The sequence below is a fragment of the Devosia sp. FJ2-5-3 genome (genome assembly GCF_029201545.1).
Taxonomy (GTDB): Bacteria; Pseudomonadota; Alphaproteobacteria; order Rhizobiales; family Devosiaceae; genus Devosia.
Genome location: NZ_CP104007.1, coordinates 615,906 through 642,787 on the forward strand (window position 1 = coordinate 615,906; position 26,882 = coordinate 642,787).

Consider the following 26,882-nt stretch of genomic DNA (forward strand, 5'->3'; position numbering starts at 1 on the left):
GGATGTAGCAGATTGAGCGTCCCAAGGCCACGCCGCTCCCCTGGAGGTTACCGAACCGCAGCCACCAGCGCGTCATGGGCAGCCTTGGTGATGAAGCCGTCGGCGATTTGGCCCTGTGACGCCTGGAACCGCGCATAAGCGGCCTGGGTGATCGGGCCGAGCCTCCCGTCGACGGCGCCCTGATAGAGCCCCAGTGCCTTGAGCGCCTGCTGGATTGTCTGTCGCTGCGCCAGATTGGGGAAAACGGTGTTGCGCGGCCAAGGAGCGACATAGGCTCCGCCGCCCTTCAGCCGATCGGTCAGATGGGCCACGGCCATGGCGTAGCTGTCCGAAAAATTATAGCCCTTGAGCACGAGGTAATTGCCCGTCATCAGGAATTTCGGGCCGTCCTTGCCAGCGGGAACATAGAGAAAAACCGGCGTTCGGAGATCGGAAAATGCTCGTCCCGAAACCCGCATGACGCCCCGGTCGGCAAAAAAACCAATCGGCCGCATCTGGTCGCGGTCGGCGAGGAGATAGTCAAATCCCTCGGGGAGCGCGACCTCAAATCCCCAGTCCACGCCCGGCTGATAGCCGAGATGGATGAGGAAGCGGGCGCTGGTGGCCAGCGCATCGGCGAGGGAATTGTGAAGGTCTATCCGTCCATCGCCGTCTCCGTCGGACCCATGGGCGAGGACATTGGTGGGATTGACCTGCAAATGGCCGATTGCCCCTGCCCATGACCCCACAGGCGAGACGCCGCCATTGACCTGGGCGAGGCGCAGGGCCGCGATTAGGTCGGCCTTGTCCTCGGCATAGCGGCTGCGGTGTTGATAGGTCACTGTCGCCAGGGACCGGACGATGGGACGGATGAGGCTGTCATTGCCCAGCACAGCGCCATAATCGGTCTCGATCCCCCAGATGGCTCCGAGCAGATAGGGGTCGACACCATATCGGGCGCCAATCGCCGAAAAGAGTTGGGCCTGGCGCGAGAGGGCGGCTTTGCCGCGCTCGACGCGGGCAGGATTGACCCGCGTCTCGATATAGTCCCAGACCGGGGTGGTGAATTCGGGCTGCGTTTCGACCAGCTTTGGAACGCGGGGATCGGGCGTCATCCCACCCATTATGGCATCATAGCTTGTCGCGCTGACGCCGCTGGACAGCGCCTCGGGACGCAGGGCGGCCAGAAAATCGGCAAAGCTGCCCACGGGCTGCGCCATGGTGGGGGCCGTCATCAAGAGCACGAAAAAGGCCGCCAGCCGCCGCATGATTGCATCTCCTCAGCGATTGCGCATCATCAAATGGCGTTCCCAGGCATAGGCCGTTTCGACAATCTCTCTGAGATCGTCATGCTTGGGGGTCCATCCCAGGAGTTTACGCACTTTTTCGCCTGTCGCGGTGATCGATGCGGGGTCACCGGCCCGGCGCGGCCCTTCATCGGCCCGGAATTTAACGCCGGACACGTCGCGCACCATGTCCACGACTTCCCGCACCGAATAGCCTCGGCCGTAGGCGCAATTCAGCGTCGTGCTGTCGCCACCCCTGCGCAGATGGGTCAACAACAGGGCATGGGCTTCGATCAGGTCGGTCACGTGGATATAGTCGCGCACACAGGTGCCGTCGGGCGTTTCATAGTCGGTGCCGAAAATGTTCATCTTGTCGCGCTGGCCCAGCGCCGTCTGGCAGGCAACCTTGATGAGGTGGGTGGCAAGCGGCGTCGATTGCCCGGACCGCTTCTGCGGATCGGCACCGGCGACGTTGAAATAGCGCAGGACGCCGAAGGTGAGGGGATGGGCTGCCGCGACATCCGCCAGCATCCATTCGGTCATCAGCTTGGAGCGCCCATAGGGCGACATGGGGTGGAGCGGCGTATCTTCCACCACCGGCGCCAGCCCGGTCATGCCGTAGACTGCGGCGGTGGACGAGAAGATGAAGTGTTTTACCCCGCCCCGCACCGCGGCCTCGATCAGGTTTCGCGAGGTGGAGGTGTTATTGGCGTAGTATTTCAGTGGGTTGGTCACCGATTCCGGCACGACGATGGAGCCGGCGAAATGCACGATTTCCGTGATGGCGTGCTTCGCGATGAGGCTGGTGACGAAGTCGATATCGCCGGCATTGCCCGGCTCGAATATTGCGCGGCCGTCGATGGCCCAGTCAAAGCCGGTGATCAGATTGTCCAGTACCACGACCTGCTCGCCGCGGTCGGCCAGCTCCAGCACCATGTGACTGCCGATATAGCCCGCGCCACCGGTGACCAAGACTGTCATGGGAGAACTCCTAAGCTTAAAAGCTATTATGCCGCAACGATATGTGGCAGATGTTGATTTAGCTTTACGCCGACCATCCGCCAATTCCAATGAAGGGAAGTCTAGTGTCCAAGCGCGTCCGTACAGCCGTATTTCCTGTTGCAGGCCTGGGAACCCGGTTCCTCCCGGCAACGAAAGCCATGCCCAAGGAAATGTTGACGGTCGTGGACAGACCGCTCATTCAATATGCGGTCGATGAAGCCCGCGAAGCGGGCATCGAGCATTTCGTCTTTGTCACCGGCCGCAACAAGGGCGTCATCGAAGACCATTTCGACCGCCAGTTCGAGCTGGAAACAACGCTCGAAACGCGCGGCAAGGAAGCCGCCCTGCAGGAATTGCGCCGTGACCTGCCCTCGGCCGGACGCACCAGCTTCACCCGCCAGCAGGAGCCGCTGGGATTGGGCCACGCCGTCTGGTGCGCCCGCGACATCGTGGGGGACAATCCCTTTGCACTGCTCCTGCCGGATATGCTGTTCAAAGGCGAACCCGGCGTGCTCAAGCAGATGATGGACGCCTATGAGGAAAGCGCCGGCAATGTCATTGCCGTCGAGGAAGTGCCGCATGCGGAAGTGGCGTCCTATGGCGTGATCGGCCGTGGCGACGGTCCGGATACCGGGTTCCGCGTCACCCAGATGGTGGAAAAGCCCAAGGTCGAGGACGCACCGTCCAATCTGATCATTTCGGGTCGTTATATCCTGCAGCCCGAAATCTTCTCGCTTCTGGCCGAACAGACCAAGGGCGCCGGAGGGGAAATCCAGCTCACCGATGCCATGCAGAATTTGATGCACACCCAGCATTTCACGGGCGTCAAATATCAGGGCCAGAGCTTTGACTGCGGCTCCAAGATCGGCTTCCTGACGGCCAATGTCGTCTACGCCCTCGAGCGCGACGACATTCGCCCCGGCTTCCTGCGCGAATTGCGCAAATTGGATCTCGAGGAAAAACTCTAGAGCATTTCACCCCGTCGCTTAGGCGGCGAAATCACTCTGAGTCCTTATTTGTCGCGCTTCCGAGCCGGAAAAGTGGTGTCCATTTTTCCTGGTATCGCTTCAGCGCGACAGCGTTATCCCGAGGCTGACCTGATGGCTGTCGCTCTGGCCGCGACTTGAATTGTCGCGGCGGCCATAGCCATAATCCGCACTGAGGGCCGTGTGGGCGTTGACGCTGTAGTCGGCGCCCGCACCCACGCCATAGCGGTTTTCCGTCTCGGTGCTGCCGACAAACTGGGTCGTGCTCCAGTCGGCACTGGCGCGCAGCCGCAGCCATGAGTTGACGGTATAGGCGAGGTTGGCAAGGGCAGTGTTCTGGATACGGGCCGTCCCGGCATTGTCGGGGCCGGCGGGCTCCAGCGTCGTCTCGAGGCTTGCCGTCATCAGGACCGTGGGGTCAGGGGTAAAGCTTAGGCTCGCCCCGTAGAGCTGGGTCGTCACGTCACCCACATTGCCGGCGTGGAAGATCCGTTGGCCCACACCCGCCGAGACACTTGCCGTCAGGATATTGTTCCATGATCCCGAAACGCCGGCGCGCAGCGTGCGGTTGGTCGCGTCTGCCTTCTCGCCATTGACGCCCGCGACATCAAAGAAGTCGCGTGCCAGTCCCGCCTGGGTGAACACTTCGAAGATCGGCGTAATCTGGTAGCCCACGCGCAAATTACCCGATGCGGTCCAGCGGTTCTGGTCCACATTGTCGGTTTCGCCGGTATCGCGGCGTGTGGAGGGGCCATAAGTCGTTCGAGCGGCCTCCGCGTCGACGCCGACATTGAACAGGCCGAACTGCCGGTCGATTCCGACACCGAGATTGCCGCTCATCACCTGAGGCGGGACGACGAGCTGCGGATTGAGATCGAGGGATCCGGGCAGGTCCTTGCTGAGGCTGAAGGCGGCGTTGCCGCTGAGACGCGTGACATTGTCCAGCGCCATGTCTGCGGAGAGCCCAAGGCGCATATTGGTGATGGTCACATTGTCCTGGCCGCTGGGCTTGGCGATCTCCGCGCTGCCATTGGCGGTGATATCGGCCAGGCTGCCATCGTAGAGTGCCGAGAATTGGGGGGTCAGGCGCGTGACGAAGGTCTGTCCGCTCGTCGATTGCGTCAGCGTGCCCCTTAGCCCCACGGACCAGTCGATGTCGAACGGGAGGTGGTGGGGCTCGACCGGCACGCCATAGTCGTCGAGAACGGGCGCTGCCGGATAAATGCCCGGCCGCAGCCGTTCATTGTCGGTCTCCGAGCCATCGGCACCAAACGGCTGCGCGAGCACCGGCGCACAGAGACAAGTGGTGGCAAGAGCCACAACCACTCTGATGCGCCATATCAGCGACAGCATTGGCACAGACGACTCCGTTCGCTACGGGGAGGTGATCCCTAATCCTTTCAGCTTATGGTTAACGAAGTCTTTCGAGGCGCCTCAGACTGGCTCCACTTTCAGCACCGGGCCATCATATCCGACGATCCGGATGCGCTGGCCAACCGGAAGGTCGGGACCGGCGATGCGCCAGACGCTGTCGCCAAGCGACAGGCGCCCGAAGCCTCCCGCGATGGGCTGGTCCAGGGTAAATTCCTGCCCGACAAAGCGCTCGGCGCGACGGTTGAGAAAGGGCTGGTCGTCGGTCGATTTCCGCGATCGACTCCACCGTAGCCAGGCGAAGATCGATGCCAGGGAGAGTATGGCAAACATGAGCCATTGCCATGGCCAGTCCATCGGCTGGATGAAGACGACGAGGCCGGTGACGATGCCGGCGGTCCCCAGCCAGACGAGAAAGCCGCCCGGGACGACGAGCTCCAAGGCGAGCAGGACGAGCCCGGCGATGATCCAGCCCCAGGGCGCATTGGCGGCGAGAAAATCGACGATCATCATGCCAGCCCCTTATCCTTGCGCGGGATCGGACGAGCGGGACGAGGATGGAGGGCGTGCGGCAGGTCGCACGGAGCCTTCGGGCTTGTCGCCGCCGAAGGTCTCGCGCGCAATCTCGGCGATGCCGCCAATGGCCCCGATAACGCTTGCGGCCTCGATCGGCAGCATCAGCAATTTCTGGTTGGGGGAGGTGGCAATGCCTTCGAGCGCCTTGATGTAATTGTTGGCGACGAAATAGTTGATGGCCTGCACATTGCCCGAGGCAATGGCGTCGGACACAAGCTGGGTCGCCTTGGCTTCAGCTTCGGCGGCACGCTCGCGGGCTTCGGCATCGCGGAAAGCGGCCTCGCGGCGTCCTTCGGCCTCGAGGACCTGGGCCTGCTTTTCACCCTCGGCCTTGAGGATGGCGGCCTGACGCCGGCCTTCGGCCTCGAGAATGGTGGCGCGCTTCTCGCGTTCGGCCTTCATCTGCCGACCCATGGAATCGACGAGATCCTTGGGCGGATCGATATCCTTGATCTCGATACGGGTAATCTTGATGCCCCAGGGCGAGACCGCCGTATCGACGACGCGCAGCAGGCGCTCATTGATCTCGTCGCGGTGGCTCAGAAGCTCGTCGAGGTCCATCGAGCCCATGACCGTGCGGATATTGGTCATGGTGAGGTTGAGAATGGCGTTTTCGAGATTGGCTACTTCATATGCCGCGGCGGCGGCGTCGAGCACCTGATAGAAGGTGACGCCATTGGCGGTGATCGAGGCGTTGTCGCGGGTGATGACTTCCTGGTGAGGGACGTCGAGCACCTGCTCCATGACGTTGATCTTCTTGCCCACACTATCGATGAACGGCACGATCAGATTGAGGCCGGGCTTGAGGGTCCGGGTATATTTGCCGAACCGTTCGATGGTGAAATTATAGCCCTGCGGCACCGTCTTAGCACCGGCGAAGAGGACCAATATCAGCAGAATGCCAATGCCTATGAGGGTGATGCTCAGCCCGTCCAATCCGAATTCCTCCAGCCCCATGGCGCAAACTCCTGCTGCCGCTTTCTGAAAAGCAATCTAGGGGGCATCAAGGGTGTAGGCAATCAGTCACGGCGAATAGACAGCCGGATCGGTCGGGCGCGGGGAGAGCTGGGCAAAGACCGAACGGGCAATTGTTTCCAGTTTTTCAGGGGCATAAGGCGCCGTGATCGTGCAGGTAAGGGTGTCGTCGGCCCAATAGAGGGCAGTATCGACGCCGAGCGTGGCCAATTGATAGGTCGGCGCGTCCACGGTCAGGGCGGGCGTGACATAGAGGGTGAGGCGCTCCCCTGCGGCGTCTTCATACATGAGCTGGGCAGCGCGGCCACCGGGGACATCCGGAGCCGGCAGGAGCCGTCCGCCGAGGAAGGTCAATCCCGAGGAGATGAGATCGGGCATGGCAAGATTGGTCTGCAGGCGCGCCGACAGCCAGGTGGTCAAATGGGCGCTGTCGTCTCCCGGCACTTCCACCGAATGTCGATTTTCCCCGACATAGACCGTATGGGCGCTGACAGCGCTGGCAATCAGGCGATCCGCGGGGCCAGGACCGGCGGAAAGATCCCGCAGGAACCAGCCCGCGCCGATGCCAAGGCCCGCAATGACCACTGCCGCAACCGCATTGGACCAGAACCGGCCGCGCTTCTGCCGGGTGGTCGCCGCAATGCGAGCCGTATCGAGGCGTGCCGGCAGGGGTTCGCTGATCACCGGGCCATAGAGGGCGCGAATGGCGTCTGACTGGCGCTGCATCTGGGCCAGGTCGGCGGCGAGTTCGGGGCGGTCGGCGAGGCGCCGTTCAAGGTCCTGCCGCTTGGCCGCATCGAGTTGCCCATCGGCCATGGCCATCAGGAGGTCTTTGGTAATCTCGCTCATTTTACCGTCCTCAGATGCGGCTCTGCCGGCGTTCCCGTCAGGGTCCGCAAAGCCGAGCGGGCGCGGCCGAGGCGGCTCATCAGCGTCCCGACGGGGATGTCGAGGATGCTGGCGGCATCCTGATAGGAAAGACCTTCGAGCGTGACCAGAAGCAGGGCCTCCTTTTGTTCAAGCGGGATGGTTTCGAGGGCCCGGCCGAGTTCGGCTAGGGCGAGATGGCCGGGCTGCGGCGGCTGCACCGCGGGCTCGGGAATGCTGTCGATCTGGACAATTTCCCCGCGCCGCCTGCTATTGCGCAGATCATTGCGGTGGATATTGGTGAGGATAGTGAAGAGCCAGGCGCGCACAGGCCCGCGGGGTCGAAACAACCCGCGGCGGGAGATGGCGCGTTCGAGGCAATCCTGCACGAGATCGTCGGCGCGGTCGATGTCGCGGGTCAGCGCCCGGGCATACCGCCGGAGCGCGGGTACGCAGGCCTCGATTTCGTGCAGGATTTCCGCCACTTGGGGGCTTTCAGCTATTCGATGGCAAGATGCCAGACGCCACCGACGCCGTCACCGGTAATATCGCCGGGGGCCTTGTCGTCGACCCAGTAGTAGAGCGGCATGGACTTATAGGCCCACATCTTGGTGCCATCTGTCCGTTCTACAATGGAAAAATCGCCTTCGGCCGCGGCGGCATCGTCAGCGAAGAGCGGGGGCCATTTTTCGGCGCAGGTGTCGTAGCAATTGGTGACGCCTGGCTCATCCTTGTCGAAGATATAAAGGGTCATGCCGTTGGCATCGGTCAGGACCATCTTGCCGCCGATGTCGGTGGATTTGACCGCGCCGCCGAGATAGTCGGCGGCGAATGCCGGAGTAACAAGGGCGGCGAGCAGGGCTGCACCGGCCAGAATATTACGGAAATTCATGGCGTTGTCTCCTCATGCGGGACCGCATGAGGCGGTCCGCATAAGGATCAACACCCTGGGGGCCGGTTTAATCCGCGCCCTGAAAAATTATTCTTCGTCGGTGAAGCGAACGGCGCCGATATGGGGGAGATTGCGGTTGCGCTGGCCGTAGTCGATGCCATAGCCGACGACGAATTTGTCAGGGATTTCAAAGCCGAGCCATTTGGCGTTGATCTCGGTCTCGCGGCGCGAGGGTTTTGAGAGCAGGGCGCAGATTTCCATGCGGCGGGGATGGCGGGTTTCGAGGATCTCGAGGACGTGCTTGAGGGTGTGGCCGGTGTCGATAATGTCTTCGACGACGAGGACATCGCGACCGGCGATCTCGCCGCGCAAGTCCTTGAGAATCCTCACTTCCCGGCTCGATTCCATGGCATTGCCATAGGAGGAGGCCTCGAGGAAATCGACTTCGACGGGCAGGTCGAGTTCGCGGACGAGGTCGGCGATGAAGATGAAGGAACCACGCAGGAGGCCGACTACGACGAGCTTGTCGGTGTCGGCAAAATGGGTCGAAATCTCGCGGGCCAGGGCTTCCACCCGGGCGGCAATGGCCTTGGCGGAGATCAGTTCATCGACGACATAGGGCTTTTGGGTCATGCGTATGTCCGGTTCGCAAACGGGCTGGATTCGTTAGCAGACTGTTAGCATTGACGCGGTGCGGATGTGAATTGCCCAGTGGGGGATCTTACCGGCGATGACGTCGCGGGAGGCACCCCCACCTAGCCTCCCCCTGAAGAAGGGGGAGGGACAGATCGAGTTTGCGGAACGGTTGGGTGCAGAGCCTCTGGCGAGAGCCCACCACCTAGCCTCCCCCTGGAGGAGGGGAGGGACAGATCGGTGGGTGGGCGATTACCGGGGCAGGTCGGTCTTGCCCATGAGGTCCATGTCGATGGCGCGGGCGGCCTGGCGGCCTTCGCGGATGGCCCAGACGACGAGGGACTGGCCGCGGCGCATGTCGCCGGCGGCGTAGACCTTCTCGACCGAGGTCTTGTAGGTGAAGGTGTCGGCAAAGATATTGCCGCGCTTGTCGAGGTCGGCACCCAGTTCGGAGAGCAGACCCTCCTTGACCGGGCCGGCAAAGCCGATGGCGAGGAGGACGAGGTCGGCCTTGATGATGAACTCGCTGCCCGGGATCGGCTGGCGCTTGCGATCGACGCGGGCGCATTCGACGCCGGTGACCTGACCCTTGGCATTGCCGATGATTTTCATCGTGCCGGCGGAGAACTCGCGGATGGCCCCTTCCGCCTGCGAGGACGAGGTGCGCATCTTGACCGCCCAATTGGGCCAGTTGGTCAGCTTGTTTTCCAACTCCGGCGGCATGGGGCGGACGTCGAGCTGAGTGACGGCGATGGCGCCCTGGCGGAACGAGGTGCCGACGCAGTCGGAGGCCGTATCGCCGCCACCAACGACGACGACATGCTTGCCGGCCGCGCTGAGCTGGAGTTCGGAGGACACATCTTCGCCGCCGAGGCGACGGTTTTGCTGGACGAGGAAGGGCATGGCGTAGTGCACGCCATTGAGATCGGTGCCTTCGGCATCCACATCGCGCGGGCGTTCGGCGCCGCCGCTCAGGAGCACGGCATCATACTGGGCCTGCAGCTCGGAAAGCGGGCGGGTGACGCCGATGTTTTCGTTATAGTGGAAAGTGACGCCTTCGGCTTCCATCTGGGAAACGCGGAAGTCGATGTGTTCCTTCTCCATCTTGAAGTCGGGAATGCCATAGCGCATCAGGCCGCCGGCCTTGGGCTCGCGTTCATAAAGGTGAACGTCGTGGCCGGCGCGGGCCAGCTGCTGGGCGGCGGCGAGACCGGCCGGGCCGGAGCCGACGATGGCGACAGATTTTCCAGTCTTTACCGGATTGATCTGCGGCTTGATCCAGCCGGACTTGATGGCCCGGTCGGCGATGGCCTGTTCGACGGTCTTGATGGCGACGGGAACGTCATCGAGGTTCAGCGTGCAGGCTTCCTCGCAGGGCGCGGGGCAGATGCGGCCGGTGAATTCGGGAAAATTATTGGTCGAGTGGAGGTTGCGCGCGGCCTCCTCCCAGTCGCCGTTGTAGACGAGGTCGTTCCAGTCCGGGATCTGATTATGGACCGGGCAACCGGTGTCGCCGTGGCAGAAGGGGATGCCGCAATCCATGCAGCGGGCGGCCTGGTCGACCACGCGCCCTTCCGAGAGCGGAATGGTGAACTCGCCCCAATGGCGGATGCGGTCCGAGGCCGGCTCATAGCGCGGCTCTTCCCGTTCGATCTCGAGAAAGCCTGTTACCTTACCCATGGCTTTGCTCCTTGGATTGGATGTCGTTGGTGCGGTGCGTGTCGCCCCACCCCCACCTAACCTCCCCCTCGAAGGGGGAGGAATGGCGCGGTGAATGGGACTGGATCGTGCCAGCAGAGTGGAGGAGTCCCTCCCCCTCATAGGGGGAGGCTCGGAGGGGGTGTACGGAGCCACGAGATCCGGGCTCTCGCCCCCCACCCTTGATCCTTCTTCCCAAAGTTCGCTCCACTGGAGCGAACTTCCCTCCGGGACGGGTCGAAGCCCGCAAGGGGGAGGGTGTCGACTGAGAGATCGACGCCAAATTTGGTTGCATCATCATTCCGCCGCCACATGCGTGCCGGAGGCGCGCTTCTTTTCCATTTCGAGGATGGCGCGGCGGTATTCGACCGGCATGACCTTCACGAATTTGGGGCGCATCTCGGCCCAGTTCTCGAGGATCTGCTTGGCCTTGGTCGAGCCGGTATAATGCAGATGGTTCGAGATCAGCTGGTGCAGGCGCTCGTCGTCGTGCTTGGTCATGTCGCCGGAGATGTCGACGCGGCCATGCCATTCGAGATCCCCACCGTGGTGGTGGAGCTTCTGCATGAGGTCTTCTTCTTCCTGGACGGGTTCGAGATCGACCATGGCGAGGTTGCAGCGGCTGCGGAAGGTCTCGTCCTCATCGAGGACATAAGCGACGCCGCCCGACATGCCGGCGGCAAAGTTGCGGCCGGTGGGGCCCATGACGACGACGAGACCGCCGGTCATGTATTCGCAGCCATGATCGCCCGTGCCTTCGACGACGGCGATGGCGCCCGAGTTGCGGACGGCGAAGCGTTCGCCGGCCACGCCGCGGAAATAGGCCTCGCCCTCGATGGCGCCGTAGAGCACGGTATTGCCAACGATGATCGACTTTTCGGCCGTGGTGATGGCCTTCTCGCTCGGACGGACGACGATGCGACCACCCGACAGACCTTTGCCGACATAGTCATTGGCATCGCCGATCATGTCGATGGAGATACCCTTGGCAAGGAAGGCGCCAAAAGCCTGGCCGGCAGTACCGCGCAGGGTAATGGCGATGGTGTCGTCCGGCAGGCCGTCATGGCCATATTTCCTGGCAAGAGCACCCGAGAGCATGGCGCCGGCCGAGCGGTCGCGGCTGCGGATCGGCAGCTCGATCTGGACCGGCTTGCCGGTTTCGAGCGCCGGAGCTGCGAGTTCGACGAGCTTGCGGTCGAGCACGGCTTCGAGGTGATGGTTCTGTTCCTCGGAGTGATAGATCGTATCTTCACCCAGCGGCTCAGGCTTGTAGATCACCTTGGCGAGGTCGACGCCGTGGCTCTTCCAATAGTCGGTGACGCGCTTCTGATCGAGCAGATCGGAGCGGCCGATAAGTTCGTTGAGGGTGCGGGCTCCCAGCTCGGCCAAAAGGCCGCGCAGCTCTTCGGCGATGAAGAAGAAGTAGTTGATGACGTGCTCGGGCGTGCCCTTGAAGCGCTTGCGCAGCACCGGGTCCTGGGTGGCGACGCCAACGGGGCAGGTGTTGAGATGGCACTTGCGCATCATGATGCAGCCGGCCGCGATCAGCGGAGCGGTGGAGAAGCCGAACTCGTCGGCCCCGAGCAGGGCGCCGATCAGGACGTCGCGACCGGTCTTGAGACCGCCATCGACCTGGAGACGGACGCGGGAACGCAGGCGGTTGAGCACGAGGGTCTGGTGGGTTTCAGCCAGGCCGATTTCCCAGGGACCGCCGGCATGCTTCAATGAGGTCAGGGGCGACGCGCCGGTGCCGCCGTCATAGCCGGAGATGGTGATGTGGTCGGCGCGCGCCTTGGCAACGCCGGCCGCAACCGTGCCGACACCGACTTCGGACACCAGCTTGACCGAGATGTCGGCCTGCTCGTTGACGTTCTTCAGGTCATAGATGAGCTGGGCGAGGTCTTCGATGGAATAGATGTCGTGATGCGGCGGCGGGGAGATGAGACCCACGCCGGGCGTCGAGTGACGGGTCTTGGCGACGATCCAGTCGACCTTGTGGCCGGGCAGCTGGCCGCCTTCGCCGGGCTTGGCACCCTGCGCGACCTTGATCTGGATCTGGTCGGCATTGACCAGATATTCGGTGGTGACGCCAAAGCGGCCGGAGGCGACCTGCTTGATGGCGCTTCGAAGCGGGTTGCTCGAGCCGTCCGCGAGGGGCTTGTAACGATCAGGCTCTTCGCCGCCTTCACCGGTATTGGACTTGCCGCCAATGCGGTTCATGGCGATGGCGAGCGTCGTATGGGCTTCGCGAGAGATCGAGCCGAAGCTCATCGCGCCGGTGACGAAACGCTTGACGATCTCGACGGCGGGTTCGACTTCGTCGAGGGGGACGGCCGTGCCGATCGGCTTGATGTCGAGCAGGTGGCGAATGGCGAGATAGCCGTTTTCGCCCGAGTTCACGCGCGCGGCATAGCTGTTGTAGCGGTCCTGCGCTGTCTCGGGGCTTTCCTCGAAAGTGCGGACGGCGTGCTGGAGATCGGCCACGACATCGGGCGACCAGGCATGCTTTTCGCCACGGATGCGATAGGCATATTCGCCGCCGACATCGAGCTGCTTGCGCAGCACGGCGTCGTCGCCAAAGGCCAGATCGTGGCGCTTGACGGTTTCGGCCGCGATCTCGGTGATGCCGACGCCTTCGATGGAGGTGGCGGTGCCGAAGAAATACTTGGCGACGAAATCAGAGTTGAGGCCGACCGCATCAAAGATCTGCGCGCCGCAATAGGACTGGTAGGTGGAAATGCCCATCTTGGACATGACCTTGAGGAGGCCCTTACCGACCGACTTGATGTAGCGGTAGACGACTTCGTCCGCCGAGACTTCCTCGGGGTAATTGCCTTCGGCGTGCAGCGCCTGCAGCGCTTCGAAGGCGAGATAGGGGTTGATGGCTTCGGCGCCATAGCCGGCCAGCATGGCGAAGTGGTGGATTTCGCGGGCTTCGCCGGTTTCAACGACCAGACCCGTCGAAGTGCGCAGGCCCTTGCGGATGAGGTGGTGGTGCACGGCGGCGAGCGCCAGCAGCGTGGGGATATCCAGCCGGTCGGCCGAGACGAGGCGATCAGAGAGGATGATGATGTTGTATTCGCCACGCACCGCTTCCTCGGCGGCCTGGCACAGGGCGTCGATGGCCGCTTCCATGCCGGCAGCGCCGTTCACCTTGGGATAGGTGATGTCGAGCGTCTTGGTCTTGAACTGGTTGCTGTCGATATCGCCAATGGCGCGGATCTTTTCGAGATCCTCATTGGTGAGGATCGGCTGGCGCACTTCGAGGCGCTTGACCGTCGAGAGACCTTCGAGATCGAAGAGGTTCGGGCGCGGACCGATGAAGGAGACAAGGCTCATCACCGATTCCTCGCGGATCGGATCGATGGGCGGGTTGGTCACCTGCGCAAAGTTCTGCTTGAAATAAGTGTAGATCAGCTTGGGGTTGTTCGAGAGCGCCGAGATCGGCGTGTCGGTGCCCATCGAGCCGACGGCTTCCTGGCCGGTGGTGGCCATGGGCGCCATCAGCAGCTTGACGTCTTCCTGGGTGTAGCCAAAGACCTGGAGGCGATCGAGCAGCGCGTCGGTCGGCTCGGGCGCCTTGGGGGCAACTTGGGGCAGGTCTTCGAGCACGATCTGGGTGCGGGCCAGCCAATCGGCATAGGGATTGGAGGTCGCCAGCGTCGACTTGATCTCGTCGTCGGAAATGATGCGGCCCTGCTCGAGGTCGATGAGCAGCATGCGGCCGGGCTGGAGGCGCCAGCGTTCGACAATGTCCTCGTCGGGAATGTCGAGCACGCCCGATTCCGAGGCAAGGATGACGTGGCCTTCCTTGGTGACGAGGTAGCGGGCGGGGCGCAGGCCATTGCGGTCGAGGGTTGCCACGACATAGCGGCCGTCGGAGATCGACATGGCGGCCGGACCGTCCCAGGGCTCCATCAGGGAGGCGTGGTACTGGTAGAAGGCGCGACGCTTTTCATCCATCAGCGGATTGCCGGCCCAGGCTTCGGGGATCAGCATCATCGCCGCGTGGGGCAGGGGATAACCGCCGCGCACGAGGAATTCGAGCGCGTTGTCAAAGCAGGCGGTGTCGGACTGGCCCTCATAGGAAATGGGCCAGAGCTTGGTGATGTCGTCGCCAAAATACTTCGAGTGGACGGAGGCCTGGCGGGCCGCCATCCAGTTGACGTTGCCACGGATGGTGTTGATTTCACCATTGTGGGTGGTCATGCGGTAGGGGTGGGCCAGCTTCCAGGAGGGGAAGGTATTGGTCGAAAAGCGCTGGTGAACGAGCGCGATGGCGCTTTCGAAGGCCTCGTCGTGAAGGTCCTGGTAGAAGGCGCCGAGCTGGTCGGCCAGGAACATGCCCTTATAGACAAGCGTGCGGGCCGACATGGAGACGACATAAAAGCCGTTGTCGCTGTGGCTCTCGGGCACGTCGTTATAGACGGTGTTGGAGATGACCTTGCGGACGATGAGGAGCTTGCGCTCGAATTCATCCAGCGTCAGGCCTTCGGGTCGGGCGATGACCATCTGCTCGATGATCGGCTGGGTGGCGATGACGCCGGCCGAGAGCTTGGAATTGTCGGTGGGCACGACGCGTTCGCCGAGGAGGACGAGGCCTTCGCTGGCGATGCAGCGGCGCACGACTTCGGCGCAGCGGGACTTGAGGCCCGCGTCGTTGGGATAAAAGATCATCGCCACGGCGTAGTGGTGCTTTTCGGGCAGGGAGAAGGGCAGGACCTTCTTGAAGAAGGCATGCGGGGTCTGCACCAGAATGCCGGCGCCATCGCCCATCAGCGGATCGGCACCGACGGCGCCGCGGTGTTCGAGGTTCTCGAGGATTTCGAGACCCTTCTGAACCACTTCGTGGCTGGGCTTGTTCTTGATGTTGGCGATCATGCCGATGCCGCAGGCGTCGTGCTCATTGGCCGGGCTATAAAGACCCTGGGCCTCGGGGCGGCCGTCGACGCGTCGCGAATTGGCGATCAGCGTGCGCGATTTGGCTTTGGTGGAGACCGGAGAAGTTTGTCCGTGCCGCTCGTGTGCCATATCGTGGTCCTCGCTATCTGATCGCCTGTCGCCAGGCAGAATTTACTATGTCGTGCGCATCCTGTTGGTGCCGCTGCCGGCCCGCTGGATGCAGTCTTTGCTGGCGGGCACGGGGTCCGTTCGGGTCGCGCCTTTAAGGGGAGCGGCTCGGATGAACGAAAACCATCCATGCATGGGGAGCGGCGCTGCATCCAAATGGCCGCTCATAATTCGGGCTGATCTTAGCCCCGCCTGTCCGTTTCCGCTATCTCGTAGCGGGCCAGCCGGACCAGCGCGCGCGCTGGCCGCGGAGAGCGGGGCGACGCGTCAGATAGGACAGTCGTGCTGCCCTAACGCGCCGACATTTGCACGATTCAAAACTGCGTACAAGCAGGAACGTTGGACTTCGACGAAAAAAAATAGGACTGCAGGTTTTTTAGGATAGGACTTGTAGGACTTTGAGGGGCTATTTGCACAAAGAGGCAGCAGGCTGCGCATATTTTAGGCGAAAGTCCTACTTTATCGGAATTATCCGAGAGATGTCCTATTTCGCCTGGGTTGGCGAAATAGGACAATAGTGGATCGCTTATTCAAGATGCGATTTGATGAACCACAAATTCTTGTCCAGGTCGCGGGAGAACGCGGTGAGAATGTCGGCGGTGGTGGGGTCGCCGGCCTCGTCAGTCGCATCGATATCCTCGCGCACCTGATTGGCGAGGGCGGCATAGCGCTCGGCAAGGGCGGCGAGATGGTCATTGGTCTTGCGGATGTCGGTGGGATAGGCGGCAAGCTGGGTAGACTTGGCGACGATCTGGCTGGTGCCCAGGGCAATGCCGTCGAGCTGGGCCACGCGCTCGGCGATGGTGTCGACATGGGTGTCGAGTTCGGCCCGCATCGGATCGAGCATTTCGTGCACGGCGATGAAGTTGAGGCCCTTGAGGTTCCAGTGGGCCTGCTTGGTGATCAGCGCGAGATCGATGCTATCGGCAAGCCGGGCATTGAGGATGCCGATGACAGTGGACTTGGTATTGGACTTGAGGTCGATGGAGGGGGTCTTCATGGTCAGATCCTTTGACGCTGGAGGTTCTGCCCGAACAACCAGTCAGGCCGGGCTGTGGTTCCGAGCGAGCGTCAGTGCGTGTGTCTTTGCACGGAGTTGCCCTCGGGCCTGACCCGAGGGGCACTCTCCGCTAAGAACTGACCCTTGGGGGTTTGCAGAATGGCCCTCGGGTCAGGCCCGAGGGAAGCACGGGCCCATGGAGGGACCAGGGCATGAAAAAAGCGCGGCCCCTGCGGACCGCGCCTCACTACTCAGCTCACACAAGCCTTAGTTCACAGACTTGTCCTCAATGGACGGGGTGCTGCCATTGATCTGGATGGTGCGCGGCTTTTTGCTTTCGGGCAATTCGCGCTTCAGTTCCAGATGGAGCAGGCCGTTCTCGAGGCTGGCGCCCTGGACCTCGACATAGTCGGCCAGCTGGAAGCGCAGCTCGAAGGCACGCTCGGCAATGCCGCGATGGAGGAATTCGCGCTTGGTATCGGCAGTCTCGGCTGGCTTGGCGCCCTTGACGACCAGGGAGTTTTCCTTGGTCTCGATGGCGATGTCGCCATTGGAGAAGCCGGCAACCGCGATGGAGATGCGGTAGGCATCTTCACCCGTGCGCTCGATATTATAGGGCGGGTAGGTCTTGGTCTCCTGCGCGCCCAGGCTGTCGAGGCGGTTGAACAGGCGATCAAAGCCGACGGTGGAGCGGTAGAAGGGAGAGAAATCGATGGTCTGCATGATACACATTCTCCATTGAGCAACGTGGTTGCGGTTCCAGTCCGATGGCGGCGCTCCCGGGTGTGGCGAGCACTGAATCCAACGGACCTTTTGTTCCCGGCTATCCGGCGAACACCACAGATGTAGGAGCCCCGTTTCGGCGTTCAAGAGGGCGCGCCAGGGGAAAATACGCAGATTTTTTTGCACCGCGGAACGGGAGAAAACCGCATGTCGATCAACGCGTTCACCGAGAACCTCCAGCGCGACGCAGCCGCCTCGGGCCTGTTTGACGGCCTCTTTCTCGGGGGCTCTCATGGACGGGGCAGTGCAGATTTCTGGAGCGATATCGATCTCGTCGGACTGGCTCCGGCAGGGCGACATGAGGCCATTACAGACTGGTGGCGCAACTGGCTCGAACAAGGCGAACCGCTTCTCTATTTCAAGGTATTGCCGCGCGGCGGCACGCTGATCAATGCCATCGACCAGCGCTGGCTGCGGATCGATCTCAATCTGGTCGAGGCAGCCCAGATCCGAGGACGGGCCAAGGATCAGCTGGTGCCGCTTGTCGACCCGGCCGGCCTTTACGCCGGACTGGCCGAGAGCCTGCCCGATCATCGGGCCGATCCGCGCCGGATCGAAGAGCTGGTCTGGGAGTTCATCCGCGTCCTCGGCCTCACCGCCGTCGGGCTCGGCCGGAAGGAATGGGTGGTGATGGTGATGGGCACGGGGCTTCTGCGCGACATGCTGAGCCAGATCATGCAGGAGGCCCTGCCCCTTCCCGATCGGGGCGGCATGCTGCACCTGAGCAAGATCCTGCCCGAGGGGGAGATGCAGGTGCTACTCGACCTGCCTTATCCGGGGCCGGAAAAGGAGGCGCTGATCTCGGCGCAACTGGCCATCGCGCAGGCCTTTTTTCCGCGGGCCCGTCGCCTGGCCGCGGCGGTGGGCGCCGAATGGCCGACCCGGTTCGAGACGGCCACAAGGGACATGCTGGCCCGAACGATCGGCCGGGAGCCCGACACGCTGTGGCCGCGCGCTGAACACGAAATGAACGCTTCAGTCTGACTGCGTTCAGGCGTTGAATTCTACAAGAGGGCAGTGAACGGTCACCTATTCCGTTCATGACACCTGAGGATCCTGTCATCCGCCCCCCGCACAGGATCCGCAAGGAAAAGAGAGCCAGCATCTCCTTGCCGGGATGCTGGCTTTTCTTTGTTTACCGGGCGTGATTATCGTGGGTCGCGTACAGCGTGGAGGCAGCAATTTGACCGCCCAGGTCGACCCCAACGGTCCCAGACTCGTTATCACCCCGTCCAATCCGGCCCCCGAAGGGGTTCGCGTGGGCTATCTCGAGACGGTGGATCGGGTGCAGCTGCGCTATGCCATCTGGCCGAAATCGGCGGGCCCGCACCGGGGCACGGTCTGCCTCGTGCAGGGACGAACCGAATATATCGAGAAATATTTCGAGACCATCGCCGATTTCCAGGCGCGCGGCTTTGCCGTCGCCACCTTCGACTGGCGCGGGCAGGGCGGCTCGCAGCGGCTGATCGGCAATCCAACACTTGGCTATGTCGATCATTTCGATGATTACTGGAGCGATCTGCGCAGTTTTCACGCAAAGATCCTGCTGCCCGATTGCCCGGGGCCCTATTATCTCGTCGGCCATTCTATGGGCGGGCTGGCGAGCCTTTTTGCCGCGACGCGCGACCGGATGATGTTCGACCGCGTGTTCCTGTCGGCGCCGATGGTGAGCCTGCACAATATGGAGCACGCCATTGCCCGCACCGCCCGGCTTGCCGAACTGGCCAGCTTTCTCGGGCTCGGGCGATTGCCCTATGCAAGGCGCGGCGACCAGAGGCCGACAGAAGCCGGCTTCGCCAACAATCCGCTGACCTCCGACCCCGTGCGCTACATGCGCATGGTCGAGACGATCAAGGCCGATGACGGGCTCTATATCGGCTCGCCCACCTTCCGCTGGCTGGGCGCGGCCATGCGGGCCATGGTCGAGGCGGGAAAGGACAGTTTTCCCACGCGCATGCAGATCCCCCTCTTGATATTGGGCGCGGCGCGGGACGAGATCGTCTCGACCCCCGCCATCGAAAAGCTGGGTCTCCGCTTGCGCAATGGACGGCATATGATCATTGCCGGCGCGCGGCACGAATTGTTCATGGAAAACGACGCGATCCGCGGACAGGTCCTGGCCGCTTTCGACGCCTTCATCACCGAGCAGACCCGCTAGAGCATATCACCGCGTCGTGGACGCGATGAAATCACTCTTCGTCCGAGTTAGTCGCGCTTCCGAACCGGAAAAGTGGCGTCCACATTCCTGGAAACGCTCCAGGGGATTATTTGCTCACCGGAACGAGCACGACCGAGCGCAGGATAATGTCCCGGGGCAAGGGGATGCCGGGGGGGACAAAGACGTAGTTGAGCGTCAGCTGGACGTGGGAATAGGGCTGGGAGAGGCGCTGCGCGGACATGGTGAGGTGGCCGGGATCGAGGGGGGTGCCGGCCAAGCCGGCCAGGATGACCTCCTCGGCGCCTTTGATGTCATTATCGGCAAAGAGGAGATGCCGCGCGCCTTTTTCTGCCAGCTGCGAAATGGTCGACTGGGCATAGATGCCATATCCGACCTGGATAAACGCCAGGGCGCACAGGAAAAAGACCGGGGCGACGATGGCAAACTCGATCGCCGTGCCTCCTTGCGTGTTGCGCCAGAACCGCCATGCCGGCCGGGAGGGTGCGGGGCTCATTCGGCCTTGCCCACATAGACTTCGAATGTCGCCAAAAGCTCCATCTCCACGTCGAAGATCGGGGTCTTGTAGGGTATGAGGGCGGTGGCCGTGGCGAAGCGATCGAGCCCGGCCTCGCAGGTCATGGTGCAGCCCTCCGGGCCGGAGGCGCAGCGACAGAAGGTGCGGGCCTCGAGGTCGACGCCGTCGAATTTGGCGAGGCCGTGGGCGATGACGGTCCTGGTGGTCGCGATCTCCTTGCCCTGGGTCTGCATGACATGCTGCAGGCCGGTGTTGAGCGCCGATTGCAGTTCGAGCTTGCGCTGGAAGCCGAAGCCCAGATCGACCGTGCCCGCCACCAGCAACATCAGGACCGGCACCAGAATGGCAAATTCCACCGCGGCATTGCCCCGGTGGTCGGCGCAGAAATGCGCGATGGGCCCGGACAGGCGCCTCATGTCGCCGGTCCCCTGGCGAGGCGCACCGTGCTGGCGCTGCCGGCGGAGCCACCGGCCTCAGCGCAATTATTGTTGATGGTGCCGCCGCCGCGAATGTCGATGATGCTGGCCACGATCTGGGTGCACCGGGCGGTGGGCTGGTTCGGGCCGCTCTCGGTCTGGAGCACTTGATTGGGGAAATAGACCGCCCCGCCGACATTGCCGATCACCCCGATGAGGCGCACCGTGCCCCCGGTGATGGCGGGATTGCCCATGATGGCCATGCCTGCAGTGGGGCCGGTGGTGGGGGCGCTGAGGTTCCAGTGCACGTTCTGGGCGATGTCGAGCACCTTGGTCTGGTTGACGAAGATGGTGACGCCCTGTCCGCTGATCCGGCTGCCGGGCGTGGCCCTGAAACCGGCGGAGAAATAGTAGACGCCGGGCGCGAGTGTAACGCTGCCGTCGATTTCCACCTGCTTGCCGTATTTTCCGGGGTTGAGCTTGTCGCCGGCCGGCATGCCGACGCCATAGCGTCCCTGGGCAATGGACTGGTCGACAAAGGTCGGGGTGTCGGGAACGCCCGGGCCGCCCCAAAAGGGCTTGTCGGTGAACGGGGTGGTCGAGGTGGCGCGCTCGATCTGGCCATTGGGGCAATCGGTGACCGTAATCTTGGCGCCGCCATTGGTGGCTGTCGAGCCCGGGGTCTTGATGCAGCTGGCCTTGAGCGACGAGGTGCCCTCGGCCCAGATCGCGTCGCCATTGCTCGAATTGCTGGCAACGACGCAGCCCATATTGACCTGCACGCTGGCAGCCACGAGGATGGATCGCGACTGGTTGGGCTTGAGCGCCAGCATGCAGGGGACCGTTTCGCGCACCGGGTCGAAGGTGGCGTAGGAGACGGCGCCGATCTCGATCGAGGCCATGTCGAGAAACAGTCCCGACAGATATAGCCGCGGATTGGCCTTGAGAATGGCGCGCGACGAATTGGGCCCCAATGTGCCATCGGGCGACGGAATTTCGATTGTGATCTGGGCTGAAGGGCCGGTGAAGCCGGATGCGCGCGCCTGGGTTTCGCCGACCGCAAGGGCCTGATCGAGATCGTCCTCGATACTGTAGGCGACGAGCGCGCTATAGGCGGCGGCATCGGCGGCGATCTGCAATTTGTCGCGCTCGGTGTACCAATGGCCGACTTCGATCGCCAGCGCGGCGAAGCCCAGCAGGGCCGGCAGGAGCAAGCCAAAGATGACGGCAATGGCGCCGCCATCATGGCGTAGAAAACCCACTGCCTTTTTCATGATGAGATAATTTCGCCCGCCCCCGGTATTTCTACCAATACGGCGCCTTGGTTAATGGCTGATGTATGCGCGCGTTAATAGCGGTCAGCGCTCAGAATTTTCCGTCGAGGCGATCAGGTCGAGGGCCTTTTCGAGCAATTGGGGGGTCGCTGCGGCCACGACGTCGCCGCCGCCGGTGGGGTCGCTGCCATCCCAGCAGGCGATGGCCCCACCCGCTTCGCGGATGATGGGGATGAGGGCGGCGATGTCATAGCTGTTGAGATGGGGCTCGATGACGAGATCGGCATGGCCGGCCGCGAGCAGGGCATAGCCATAGCAATCCATGCCGAAGCGCTGGAGGCGCGTTGCCGCCTCGATCGCCTGCCATTTGGCGGCGAGCGCCGGGCTGTCGAAAAGCTTCGGCGTGGTGGTGAATACCCGGGCGCCGGCGAGCTCGGTGGCGCCGCTGGTGCGGTTGGGGGCGATCGTTTCACCGCGGCGATAGCGCGAGGCGCCGGGGACGGCAAGGAAGGTCTCGCCGATAAAGGGCTGGCTCATCACGCCGGCGACCGCCACGCCATCGACGGCAAATCCGATCAGCGTGCCCCAGACCGGAGCGCCGGAGATGAAGGCACGGGTGCCATCGACGGGGTCGATGATCCAGCTGAACTGGCTTGCGCCCGTCGTGCCCCATTCCTCCCCGATGATGGCGTGATCGGGAAAGCTTTCGGCGATGACGGCGCGAATGGCGGTTTCGGCGCCCTTGTCGGCCTCGGTGACCGGATCAAAGCCTGACGTGAGCTTGTTATCCACGGCCAGCCCGGTGCGAAACAGCGGCAGGGTGCGTTCGGCCGCAGCAGCGGCGGCAGCGAGCAGGACGGCTTCGATGCGGGCAAAGTCGATATCGGGCATGGGGCGATCCCTGGGGCTGGATGGAGGCGCGGGAGCAGACATGCCATGCGCGGCTTGCGCATGCTCTAGCGGCTCGCGCGGCAAAAAAGAAGCGCCTTGGCGTCCCTGGTGGGCGCCCGCTGATTCATTTTTGCAACAAGAGCGCTGTCATCGGCGGCATAAGGGTTCGGCGGCCTTGTGCGCCGGCGCGCCGGGGATCATCCTGATCAGGCATGGTGTTGGGGATCTGCGTGACGCGGGCCCTATCATCGTTCCTCCCTTGACTGGGCCGCCCTCGTGGCGGCCCTTCTGTTTTGGGGAGGGGGCGCGTCCTATTCGGCAGCGGCCTTTTCGGTGGAAATGGGCGCGGCGGCCAGGCTCATCAGATCGAGCCCGATCAGGGTGTGGATCAATTTATCGATGATAGTGCGCAATGGCTCGAAGCCGGAGTGCATTTCGAGCGTGGTTTCATTCATGTAGAGGTGCCGGCTGATTTCTATCTGCAGGGCATGAACGCCATGTTGCGGGCGGCCATAGGACCGGGTGCAAAAGCCCCCCGCATAGGGCCGGTTGCGGGCGACGCGCAGACCCGCGGTGGTAAAGGCGGTTTCCACAAGATCGACCAGCGAACCGGCGCAGGTGGTGCCATAGCGGTCGCCCAGCACGATGTCGGGCGTGGCGCGCTCACCATGCCGGCCAATGCGCGGCATGGAATGGCAATCGATCAGCACGGCGACGCCGAAACTGCCAAGGGCCTCGCTCAGGAGCTTTTGCAGGGCGGCGTGATAGGGATGGTAGATCCCCTCGATGCGCATGCGCGCATCCTCGATCGTCAGGCGCTCGCGATAGATCGGCTTGTTCTCGGCAACGACGCGCGCCAGCGTGCCCAGCCCTGCCGCTACGCGGGGGGAATTGGTGTTGAACCGGTCCGACAGCGGCTCGACGAACATGGTGGGATCGAGTTCCCAGGGTTCGCGATTGGCATCGAGATAGGCCCGCGGGAAATGCGCCCGCAATAGCGGCGCGCCAAGATGGGGCGCACGCGAAAACAGCTCATCGACGAAAGCGTCTTCGGACTGGCGAATGGACAGGTGATCGAGCCGCGTCATGGCCAGGAAGCGGGGCGGATAGACCCGACCCGAATGGGGGGAATTGAACACAATCGGAGCCACGAGGCGCCGCGGCCTGATGGTTTCGAATGCCGGTTGATCCCAGTAGTCGGATCGCACGCTGTCTCCCCCGGTGCGGCGCTGACGTCCGCCGCAAGTGATTTGCTCGTCACATCAGTGTCGCGCGGCGCGGCAATCTTGTCCAGTTGTGCGTAAATTCGCGCTAATGCGGGGGCAGGCGGTTGCGCCCGCACGAAAGTGGACTAAACATCGCCCGTGTAGCGACTCAGTGAACAGGCCCCAGGGGTTTTTGATGAAGCGAATTCTTCTCGCTGAAGATGACAACGACATGCGCCAGTTCCTTACGCGCGCCCTTAAAAATGCGGGCTACGAGGTGGTTTCCTTCGACAACGGGCTGTCTGCTTACGAGCGCCTGCGCGAAGAGCCTTTTTCGCTGCTGCTGTCCGATATCGTGATGCCGGAAATGGATGGCATCGAGCTGGCGCGGCGCGCCACCGAGCTCGATCCAGACCTCAAGGTCATGTTCATCACCGGCTTTGCCGCCGTTGCCCTCAACCCGGACAGCGATGCGCCCAAGGATGCCTCAGTGCTGTCCAAGCCGTTCCATTTGCGTGATCTGGTCAGCGAAGTGGAGCGTTTGCTGGCAGCATAAAAACTTTCCACAGGCGTGCGATTGACCCCCTTGACCTGCCAAATGGTTTTGTGGTCTATCCCCCGTCATCGGAGCAGCGATGCTGCACCGACCCGGAGAGATGGGCGTATAGCTCAGCGGGAGAGCACTACGTTGACATCGTAGGGGTCACAAGTTCGATCCTTGTTACGCCCACCATCTCTTTCCGGCCGCTTCCCCTGAAGGGGATTTGCGGAGTGGGAGTATAGCTCAGCGGGAGAGCATTCGCTTCACACGCGAAGGGTCACAAGTTCAATCCTTGTTACTCCCACCATTTTCCAGATTTCCTGCCTAGCCGATCATCCCGATTGCCGTGTCGGCTTGCCTGTCATTGCAGCCTGTCTGCGCTTGAGCCTCAGGCGAAGCGCAGGCCTGCGCTCGCGCCGTCTCGCCAGATCACTTCGCAAGGTTGCACCATGGTGCCGACGATCAGGCTGATTCGATCCGGCAGGGCTGTGTCTTCGGGCAAGGCAATCATGACGCCGGAACGGGACACGTTGACGATGATGACGTCCAGCCTCGCCGGATCGGCAGCGATCTGGGCGGGGCCGCGCAACACGGGAGGCGAGCGTCGTTCGTCTCGCCGGTCTAGAAGTTTGTCCATGCCCCCTCTTAGCCCGAGCTGTTCCCCCTAGTGTAAAGGAAAACGCTAAAACTGTCTGCATTGGCAACAGGATAGGCGAGTGCTCCGGAGGGGGCAACATGAGCGCCCCTTGGGCCGGAATACCCGCAATCTTGCCTGCCTTCTTAGCAGCTTGGTTACGTCTGGATGACACGGTCGGCCAACGAAATCAGCTGAGTAGAGAATTACTGATGCATTGGCCGTCAAGGCTTGTCTGGAGACGTACGGCTATCGTCGCGGTCTGGGCAGGGGCCGTGTCGATATCGATCTCGACAGGCGTACGGATGGCAATTGGTGCCGAGGCGGACCTCGTTACCGTGCTCGTGCGGATAACATTGCCGTTCTTGATCGCCCTGCCGCTCGGCCTGTTCTGGTTCACGCGGCTGGAGCGTCTCGAAGAGTCCTACAAGCAATTGCTTGCGGACGCCGCCGAACTGGCCCGGCGTGCGAGTGTCGACCCGCTGACGGGGCTGCTCAATCGGCGCAGCTTTGTCGAACAGTTCAACCTTTCCCAGCACCACGGCATTGCCGGAATATTCCTGCTTGCCGATGTCGATGACCTCAAGCAGATCAACGACCGGCTGGGCCATTTGGCGGGTGACGAGGCCATTGTCTCCGTGGCCGAAGCGCTGCGGGAACGCCTGGGAGACAAGGCGCTGATCGCTCGAATCGGTGGGGATGAGTTCTGTGCCTTTTCCCCCCGCTCCCAGGAGGGCGCTGGGGATTTGGACATCGACGCCATCAGCAAGGCCGCGACCAGAAAGTTCAGGGCACGCCTCGGCGATAACACAGTGGAATTGGGGACATCGATTGGCACGGTGAGGGCGAGCAAAGGCCTTGATTTCAACAACGCTATTGCGGCCAGTGACACGGACCTCTACCGCAACAAGGCGGCGCGCAAGGCAATCCAGCCCGAGCCGTCATAGACGAGGGTTGGGCTCTTTTTCCTACCACATGGTCTGTTTTGCGCGGTCCGGCCAGGCCTTGTCATAGGCGTCGCCGCCGACTGCGTTGGCCGTCATCGCGGCGAGGATTTCGCCGGGGGTGGGCAGGGTCGCCGGATCGACGTGGCGCGCGGAGTTCCAGAGTTCGGAACGGATGATGGCGCGGGCGCACTGGAAATAGATTTCATCGATGTCGAAGACGATGACCGTTCGCGGCGCTTTCTCCTCCACGGCAAAGCTTTCAAGCAGATCGGGATCGACGGAGAGATGGGCGCGGCCATTGGCGCGAAGCGTGGTGCCCGAGCCGGGAATGAGGAAGAGCAGGGCGCAGCGCGGGTCGCGGATGATGTTCTTGAGGCTATCGATGCGGTTATTGCCGCGTCGGTCCGGCAGCATCAGGGTTTTGTCGTCGTGGACGCGCACAAAGCCGGGCCTGTCGCCACGGGGCGAGCAATCGAGCCCCTCCGGACCGGCGGTGGCGAGGGCAACAAAGGGGCTGGCCGCAATCAGGGTGCGATAATGCGGGGTGATGCTGTCGGAAACCTTAACGGTCGAGGCGGGTGCCGGAGCAGGCAGGTAGAGCGCTTCAAGCTCGGCAATGCTGGAAATTCTGGTCATGGGTCTGCCACGCGCAAAGGGGGGATCAGCGCGAATTGAAGGCGATAGCGCTGGCACAGGCGGCAAGCTAACCTTATATCAAAGCCAAATGAAAGCCCGAGCAATGGAGTGCGCCCCATGGATGCCCATGCCTATCCTGTGACCCGAACCGATGCGGAATGGCGCGAACGGCTGACGCCCGAGCAGTTTTATATCATGCGCGAGCATGGCACCGAGCGCCCCGGCAGCTGCGCGCTGCTGCACGAGACGCGCCAGGGCAGCTTCGCCTGCGCCGGATGCGATACGCCGCTGTTCGAATCGAGCCTGAAATTCGAGAGCGGCACCGGCTGGCCGAGTTTCAATGACCCGCTGCCGGGCAGCGTGGAGACCACTGTCGACCGCTCGCACGGCATGGTGCGCACCGAAGTCCATTGCGCCACCTGCGGCAGCCATCTCGGCCACGTCTTCCCCGATGGTCCCCCGCCGACCGGCCTGCGCTATTGCATCAATGGCGTGGCGCTGAACTTCCTGCCCAAGGCGTGAAATTC

General features: G+C 62.7%; 26 protein-coding genes and 2 tRNA genes. 8 read left to right on the top strand and 20 right to left on the bottom strand.

Annotated features, from left to right (window positions below; all coding sequences use genetic code 11):
* Window positions 1-47: 47 nt before the first annotated feature.
* On the bottom strand, window positions 48-1,247 hold the full coding sequence (locus tag N0P34_RS03075) for a lytic murein transglycosylase (RefSeq protein ID WP_275605550.1): 1,200 nt from the start codon (window positions 1,245-1,247) through the stop codon (window positions 48-50).
* A gap of 12 nt (window positions 1,248-1,259) precedes the next feature.
* Window positions 1,260-2,246 carry a UDP-glucose 4-epimerase GalE gene (gene galE / locus N0P34_RS03080; RefSeq protein WP_275605551.1) on the bottom strand — a complete coding sequence of 329 codons (987 nt, stop codon included), beginning with the start codon at window positions 2,244-2,246 and terminating at the stop codon, window positions 1,260-1,262.
* An 89-nt stretch (window positions 2,247-2,335) separates the two neighbouring features.
* On the opposite strand from galE, the gene galU reads away from it, so the two are divergent.
* Window positions 2,336-3,235, top strand: coding sequence for a UTP--glucose-1-phosphate uridylyltransferase GalU (gene galU / locus N0P34_RS03085; protein WP_275605552.1), 900 nt, complete (start codon window positions 2,336-2,338; stop codon window positions 3,233-3,235).
* Window positions 3,236-3,334: 99 nt separating this feature from the next.
* On the opposite strand, the gene N0P34_RS03090 is transcribed toward galU, so the two are convergent.
* The 11 genes from N0P34_RS03090 to N0P34_RS03140 form a co-directional block, all read right to left on the bottom strand.
* Window positions 3,335-4,606 (bottom strand): outer membrane beta-barrel protein, encoded by a 1,272-nt coding sequence (locus N0P34_RS03090; protein WP_275605553.1) that lies wholly within the window; start codon window positions 4,604-4,606, stop codon window positions 3,335-3,337.
* A gap of 81 nt (window positions 4,607-4,687) precedes the next feature.
* Entirely contained in the window at window positions 4,688-5,137 is a 450-nt protein-coding gene (locus tag N0P34_RS03095) for an NfeD family protein (RefSeq protein ID WP_275605554.1), read from the bottom strand.
* Window positions 5,138-5,146: 9 nt separating this feature from the next.
* Window positions 5,147-6,157 (bottom strand): SPFH domain-containing protein, encoded by a 1,011-nt coding sequence (locus tag N0P34_RS03100; protein ID WP_275605555.1) that lies wholly within the window; start codon window positions 6,155-6,157, stop codon window positions 5,147-5,149.
* 66 nt (window positions 6,158-6,223) lie between these two features.
* Window positions 6,224-7,024, bottom strand: coding sequence for an anti-sigma factor (locus tag N0P34_RS03105; protein WP_275605556.1), 801 nt, complete (start codon window positions 7,022-7,024; stop codon window positions 6,224-6,226).
* A complete protein-coding gene (locus tag N0P34_RS03110; protein WP_275605557.1) occupies window positions 7,021-7,527 on the bottom strand; it encodes a sigma-70 family RNA polymerase sigma factor in 507 nt (168 codons plus the stop codon). The genes N0P34_RS03105 and N0P34_RS03110 overlap by 4 nt, the downstream gene beginning before the upstream one ends.
* A gap of 14 nt (window positions 7,528-7,541) precedes the next feature.
* The gene (locus N0P34_RS03115) at window positions 7,542-7,934 is read right to left on the bottom strand and encodes a hypothetical protein (protein WP_275605558.1); all 393 of its coding nucleotides are present in this window, start codon (window positions 7,932-7,934) and stop codon (window positions 7,542-7,544) included.
* A gap of 87 nt (window positions 7,935-8,021) precedes the next feature.
* Entirely contained in the window at window positions 8,022-8,567 is a 546-nt protein-coding gene (gene hpt / locus N0P34_RS03120) for a hypoxanthine phosphoribosyltransferase (RefSeq protein WP_275605559.1), read from the bottom strand.
* Between the two features lie 252 nt (window positions 8,568-8,819).
* Window positions 8,820-10,247, bottom strand: coding sequence for a glutamate synthase subunit beta (locus N0P34_RS03125; RefSeq protein WP_275605560.1), 1,428 nt, complete (start codon window positions 10,245-10,247; stop codon window positions 8,820-8,822).
* Between the two features lie 315 nt (window positions 10,248-10,562).
* On the bottom strand, window positions 10,563-15,236 hold the full coding sequence (gene gltB / locus N0P34_RS03130; RefSeq protein WP_345774462.1) for a glutamate synthase large subunit: 4,674 nt from the start codon (window positions 15,234-15,236) through the stop codon (window positions 10,563-10,565).
* Between the two features lie 625 nt (window positions 15,237-15,861).
* Entirely contained in the window at window positions 15,862-16,335 is a 474-nt protein-coding gene (gene dps / locus N0P34_RS03135) for a DNA starvation/stationary phase protection protein Dps (RefSeq protein ID WP_275605562.1), read from the bottom strand.
* Between the two features lie 267 nt (window positions 16,336-16,602).
* Window positions 16,603-17,058: an Hsp20 family protein gene (locus tag N0P34_RS03140; RefSeq protein WP_275605563.1), complete on the bottom strand. Its 456-nt coding sequence runs from the start codon at window positions 17,056-17,058 to the stop codon at window positions 16,603-16,605.
* Window positions 17,059-17,265: 207 nt separating this feature from the next.
* On the opposite strand from N0P34_RS03140, the gene N0P34_RS03145 reads away from it, so the two are divergent.
* Together N0P34_RS03145 and N0P34_RS03150 are read left to right on the top strand one after the other, a co-directional pair.
* Window positions 17,266-18,102, top strand: a complete 837-nt coding sequence (locus tag N0P34_RS03145; RefSeq protein ID WP_275605564.1) for a hypothetical protein — start codon at window positions 17,266-17,268, stop codon at window positions 18,100-18,102.
* 199 nt (window positions 18,103-18,301) lie between these two features.
* Window positions 18,302-19,276 (top strand): alpha/beta hydrolase, encoded by a 975-nt coding sequence (locus tag N0P34_RS03150; protein ID WP_275605565.1) that lies wholly within the window; start codon window positions 18,302-18,304, stop codon window positions 19,274-19,276.
* A gap of 106 nt (window positions 19,277-19,382) precedes the next feature.
* Here the strand turns inward: N0P34_RS03150 and N0P34_RS03155 are convergent, their stop codons facing one another.
* The 5 genes from N0P34_RS03155 to N0P34_RS03175 form a co-directional block, all read right to left on the bottom strand.
* Window positions 19,383-19,790, bottom strand: a complete 408-nt coding sequence (locus N0P34_RS03155; RefSeq protein ID WP_275605566.1) for a TadE/TadG family type IV pilus assembly protein — start codon at window positions 19,788-19,790, stop codon at window positions 19,383-19,385.
* A complete protein-coding gene (locus N0P34_RS03160) occupies window positions 19,787-20,227 on the bottom strand; it encodes a TadE/TadG family type IV pilus assembly protein (RefSeq protein ID WP_275605567.1) in 441 nt (146 codons plus the stop codon). Before N0P34_RS03160 ends, N0P34_RS03155 begins: the two co-directional genes overlap by 4 nt.
* On the bottom strand, window positions 20,224-21,501 hold the full coding sequence (locus N0P34_RS03165) for a pilus assembly protein TadG-related protein (protein ID WP_275605568.1): 1,278 nt from the start codon (window positions 21,499-21,501) through the stop codon (window positions 20,224-20,226). The genes N0P34_RS03160 and N0P34_RS03165 overlap by 4 nt, the downstream gene beginning before the upstream one ends.
* Before the next feature lie 84 nt (window positions 21,502-21,585).
* The gene (gene hisN, locus N0P34_RS03170; RefSeq protein WP_275605569.1) at window positions 21,586-22,392 is read right to left on the bottom strand and encodes a histidinol-phosphatase; all 807 of its coding nucleotides are present in this window, start codon (window positions 22,390-22,392) and stop codon (window positions 21,586-21,588) included.
* A 311-nt stretch (window positions 22,393-22,703) separates the two neighbouring features.
* Window positions 22,704-23,600, bottom strand: a complete 897-nt coding sequence (locus tag N0P34_RS03175) for an N-formylglutamate amidohydrolase (RefSeq protein ID WP_275605570.1) — start codon at window positions 23,598-23,600, stop codon at window positions 22,704-22,706.
* A gap of 193 nt (window positions 23,601-23,793) precedes the next feature.
* On the opposite strand from N0P34_RS03175, the gene N0P34_RS03180 reads away from it, so the two are divergent.
* The 3 genes from N0P34_RS03180 to N0P34_RS03190 all read left to right on the top strand — a co-directional run bounded on the left by N0P34_RS03180 (window position 23,794) and on the right by N0P34_RS03190 (window position 24,445).
* Window positions 23,794-24,153, top strand: a complete 360-nt coding sequence (locus N0P34_RS03180; RefSeq protein ID WP_275605571.1) for a response regulator — start codon at window positions 23,794-23,796, stop codon at window positions 24,151-24,153.
* 102 nt (window positions 24,154-24,255) lie between these two features.
* A tRNA-Val gene (locus tag N0P34_RS03185) sits at window positions 24,256-24,330 on the top strand.
* 40 nt (window positions 24,331-24,370) lie between these two features.
* Window positions 24,371-24,445 (top strand) — tRNA-Val (locus tag N0P34_RS03190).
* 81 nt (window positions 24,446-24,526) lie between these two features.
* Here the strand turns inward: N0P34_RS03190 and N0P34_RS03195 are convergent.
* Entirely contained in the window at window positions 24,527-24,775 is a 249-nt protein-coding gene (locus N0P34_RS03195) for a PilZ domain-containing protein (protein ID WP_275605572.1), read from the bottom strand.
* Window positions 24,776-24,984: 209 nt separating this feature from the next.
* On the opposite strand from N0P34_RS03195, the gene N0P34_RS03200 reads away from it, so the two are divergent.
* Window positions 24,985-25,719, top strand: coding sequence for a GGDEF domain-containing protein (locus tag N0P34_RS03200; RefSeq protein WP_275605573.1), 735 nt, complete (start codon window positions 24,985-24,987; stop codon window positions 25,717-25,719).
* A gap of 21 nt (window positions 25,720-25,740) precedes the next feature.
* Here N0P34_RS03200 and N0P34_RS03205 read toward each other — a convergent pair whose 3' ends face one another.
* A complete protein-coding gene (locus N0P34_RS03205; protein WP_275605574.1) occupies window positions 25,741-26,355 on the bottom strand; it encodes a pyridoxamine 5'-phosphate oxidase family protein in 615 nt (204 codons plus the stop codon).
* A 117-nt stretch (window positions 26,356-26,472) separates the two neighbouring features.
* On the opposite strand from N0P34_RS03205, the gene msrB reads away from it, so the two are divergent.
* Entirely contained in the window at window positions 26,473-26,877 is a 405-nt protein-coding gene (gene msrB, locus N0P34_RS03210) for a peptide-methionine (R)-S-oxide reductase MsrB (RefSeq protein ID WP_275605575.1), read from the top strand.
* The last annotated feature ends 5 nt before the right edge of the window (window positions 26,878-26,882 follow it).

Coding starts and splice junctions, on each gene's coding strand:
- N0P34_RS03160 (WP_275605567.1), bottom strand. CDS start 20,227: ATGAGGCGCCTGTCCGGGCCCATCGCGCATTTCTGCGCCGACCACCGG.
- N0P34_RS03205 (WP_275605574.1), bottom strand. CDS start 26,355: ATGACCAGAATTTCCAGCATTGCCGAGCTTGAAGCGCTCTACCTGCCT.
- dps (WP_275605562.1), bottom strand. CDS start 16,335: ATGAAGACCCCCTCCATCGACCTCAAGTCCAATACCAAGTCCACTGTC.
- N0P34_RS03165 (WP_275605568.1), bottom strand. CDS start 21,501: ATGAAAAAGGCAGTGGGTTTTCTACGCCATGATGGCGGCGCCATTGCC.
- msrB (WP_275605575.1), top strand. CDS start 26,473: ATGGATGCCCATGCCTATCCTGTGACCCGAACCGATGCGGAATGGCGC.
- galU (WP_275605552.1), top strand. CDS start 2,336: ATGAAGGGAAGTCTAGTGTCCAAGCGCGTCCGTACAGCCGTATTTCCT.
- N0P34_RS03095 (WP_275605554.1), bottom strand. CDS start 5,137: ATGATGATCGTCGATTTTCTCGCCGCCAATGCGCCCTGGGGCTGGATC.
- hpt (WP_275605559.1), bottom strand. CDS start 8,567: ATGACCCAAAAGCCCTATGTCGTCGATGAACTGATCTCCGCCAAGGCC.
- N0P34_RS03100 (WP_275605555.1), bottom strand. CDS start 6,157: ATGGGGCTGGAGGAATTCGGATTGGACGGGCTGAGCATCACCCTCATA.
- N0P34_RS03090 (WP_275605553.1), bottom strand. CDS start 4,606: ATGCTGTCGCTGATATGGCGCATCAGAGTGGTTGTGGCTCTTGCCACC.
- N0P34_RS03075 (WP_275605550.1), bottom strand. CDS start 1,247: ATGCGGCGGCTGGCGGCCTTTTTCGTGCTCTTGATGACGGCCCCCACC.
- N0P34_RS03145 (WP_275605564.1), top strand. CDS start 17,266: ATGTCGATCAACGCGTTCACCGAGAACCTCCAGCGCGACGCAGCCGCC.
- N0P34_RS03140 (WP_275605563.1), bottom strand. CDS start 17,058: ATGCAGACCATCGATTTCTCTCCCTTCTACCGCTCCACCGTCGGCTTT.
- N0P34_RS03195 (WP_275605572.1), bottom strand. CDS start 24,775: ATGGACAAACTTCTAGACCGGCGAGACGAACGACGCTCGCCTCCCGTG.
- hisN (WP_275605569.1), bottom strand. CDS start 22,392: ATGCCCGATATCGACTTTGCCCGCATCGAAGCCGTCCTGCTCGCTGCC.
- galE (WP_275605551.1), bottom strand. CDS start 2,246: ATGACAGTCTTGGTCACCGGTGGCGCGGGCTATATCGGCAGTCACATG.
- N0P34_RS03180 (WP_275605571.1), top strand. CDS start 23,794: ATGAAGCGAATTCTTCTCGCTGAAGATGACAACGACATGCGCCAGTTC.
- N0P34_RS03125 (WP_275605560.1), bottom strand. CDS start 10,247: ATGGGTAAGGTAACAGGCTTTCTCGAGATCGAACGGGAAGAGCCGCGC.
- N0P34_RS03115 (WP_275605558.1), bottom strand. CDS start 7,934: ATGAATTTCCGTAATATTCTGGCCGGTGCAGCCCTGCTCGCCGCCCTT.
- N0P34_RS03105 (WP_275605556.1), bottom strand. CDS start 7,024: ATGAGCGAGATTACCAAAGACCTCCTGATGGCCATGGCCGATGGGCAA.
- N0P34_RS03155 (WP_275605566.1), bottom strand. CDS start 19,790: ATGAGCCCCGCACCCTCCCGGCCGGCATGGCGGTTCTGGCGCAACACG.
- N0P34_RS03200 (WP_275605573.1), top strand. CDS start 24,985: ATGCATTGGCCGTCAAGGCTTGTCTGGAGACGTACGGCTATCGTCGCG.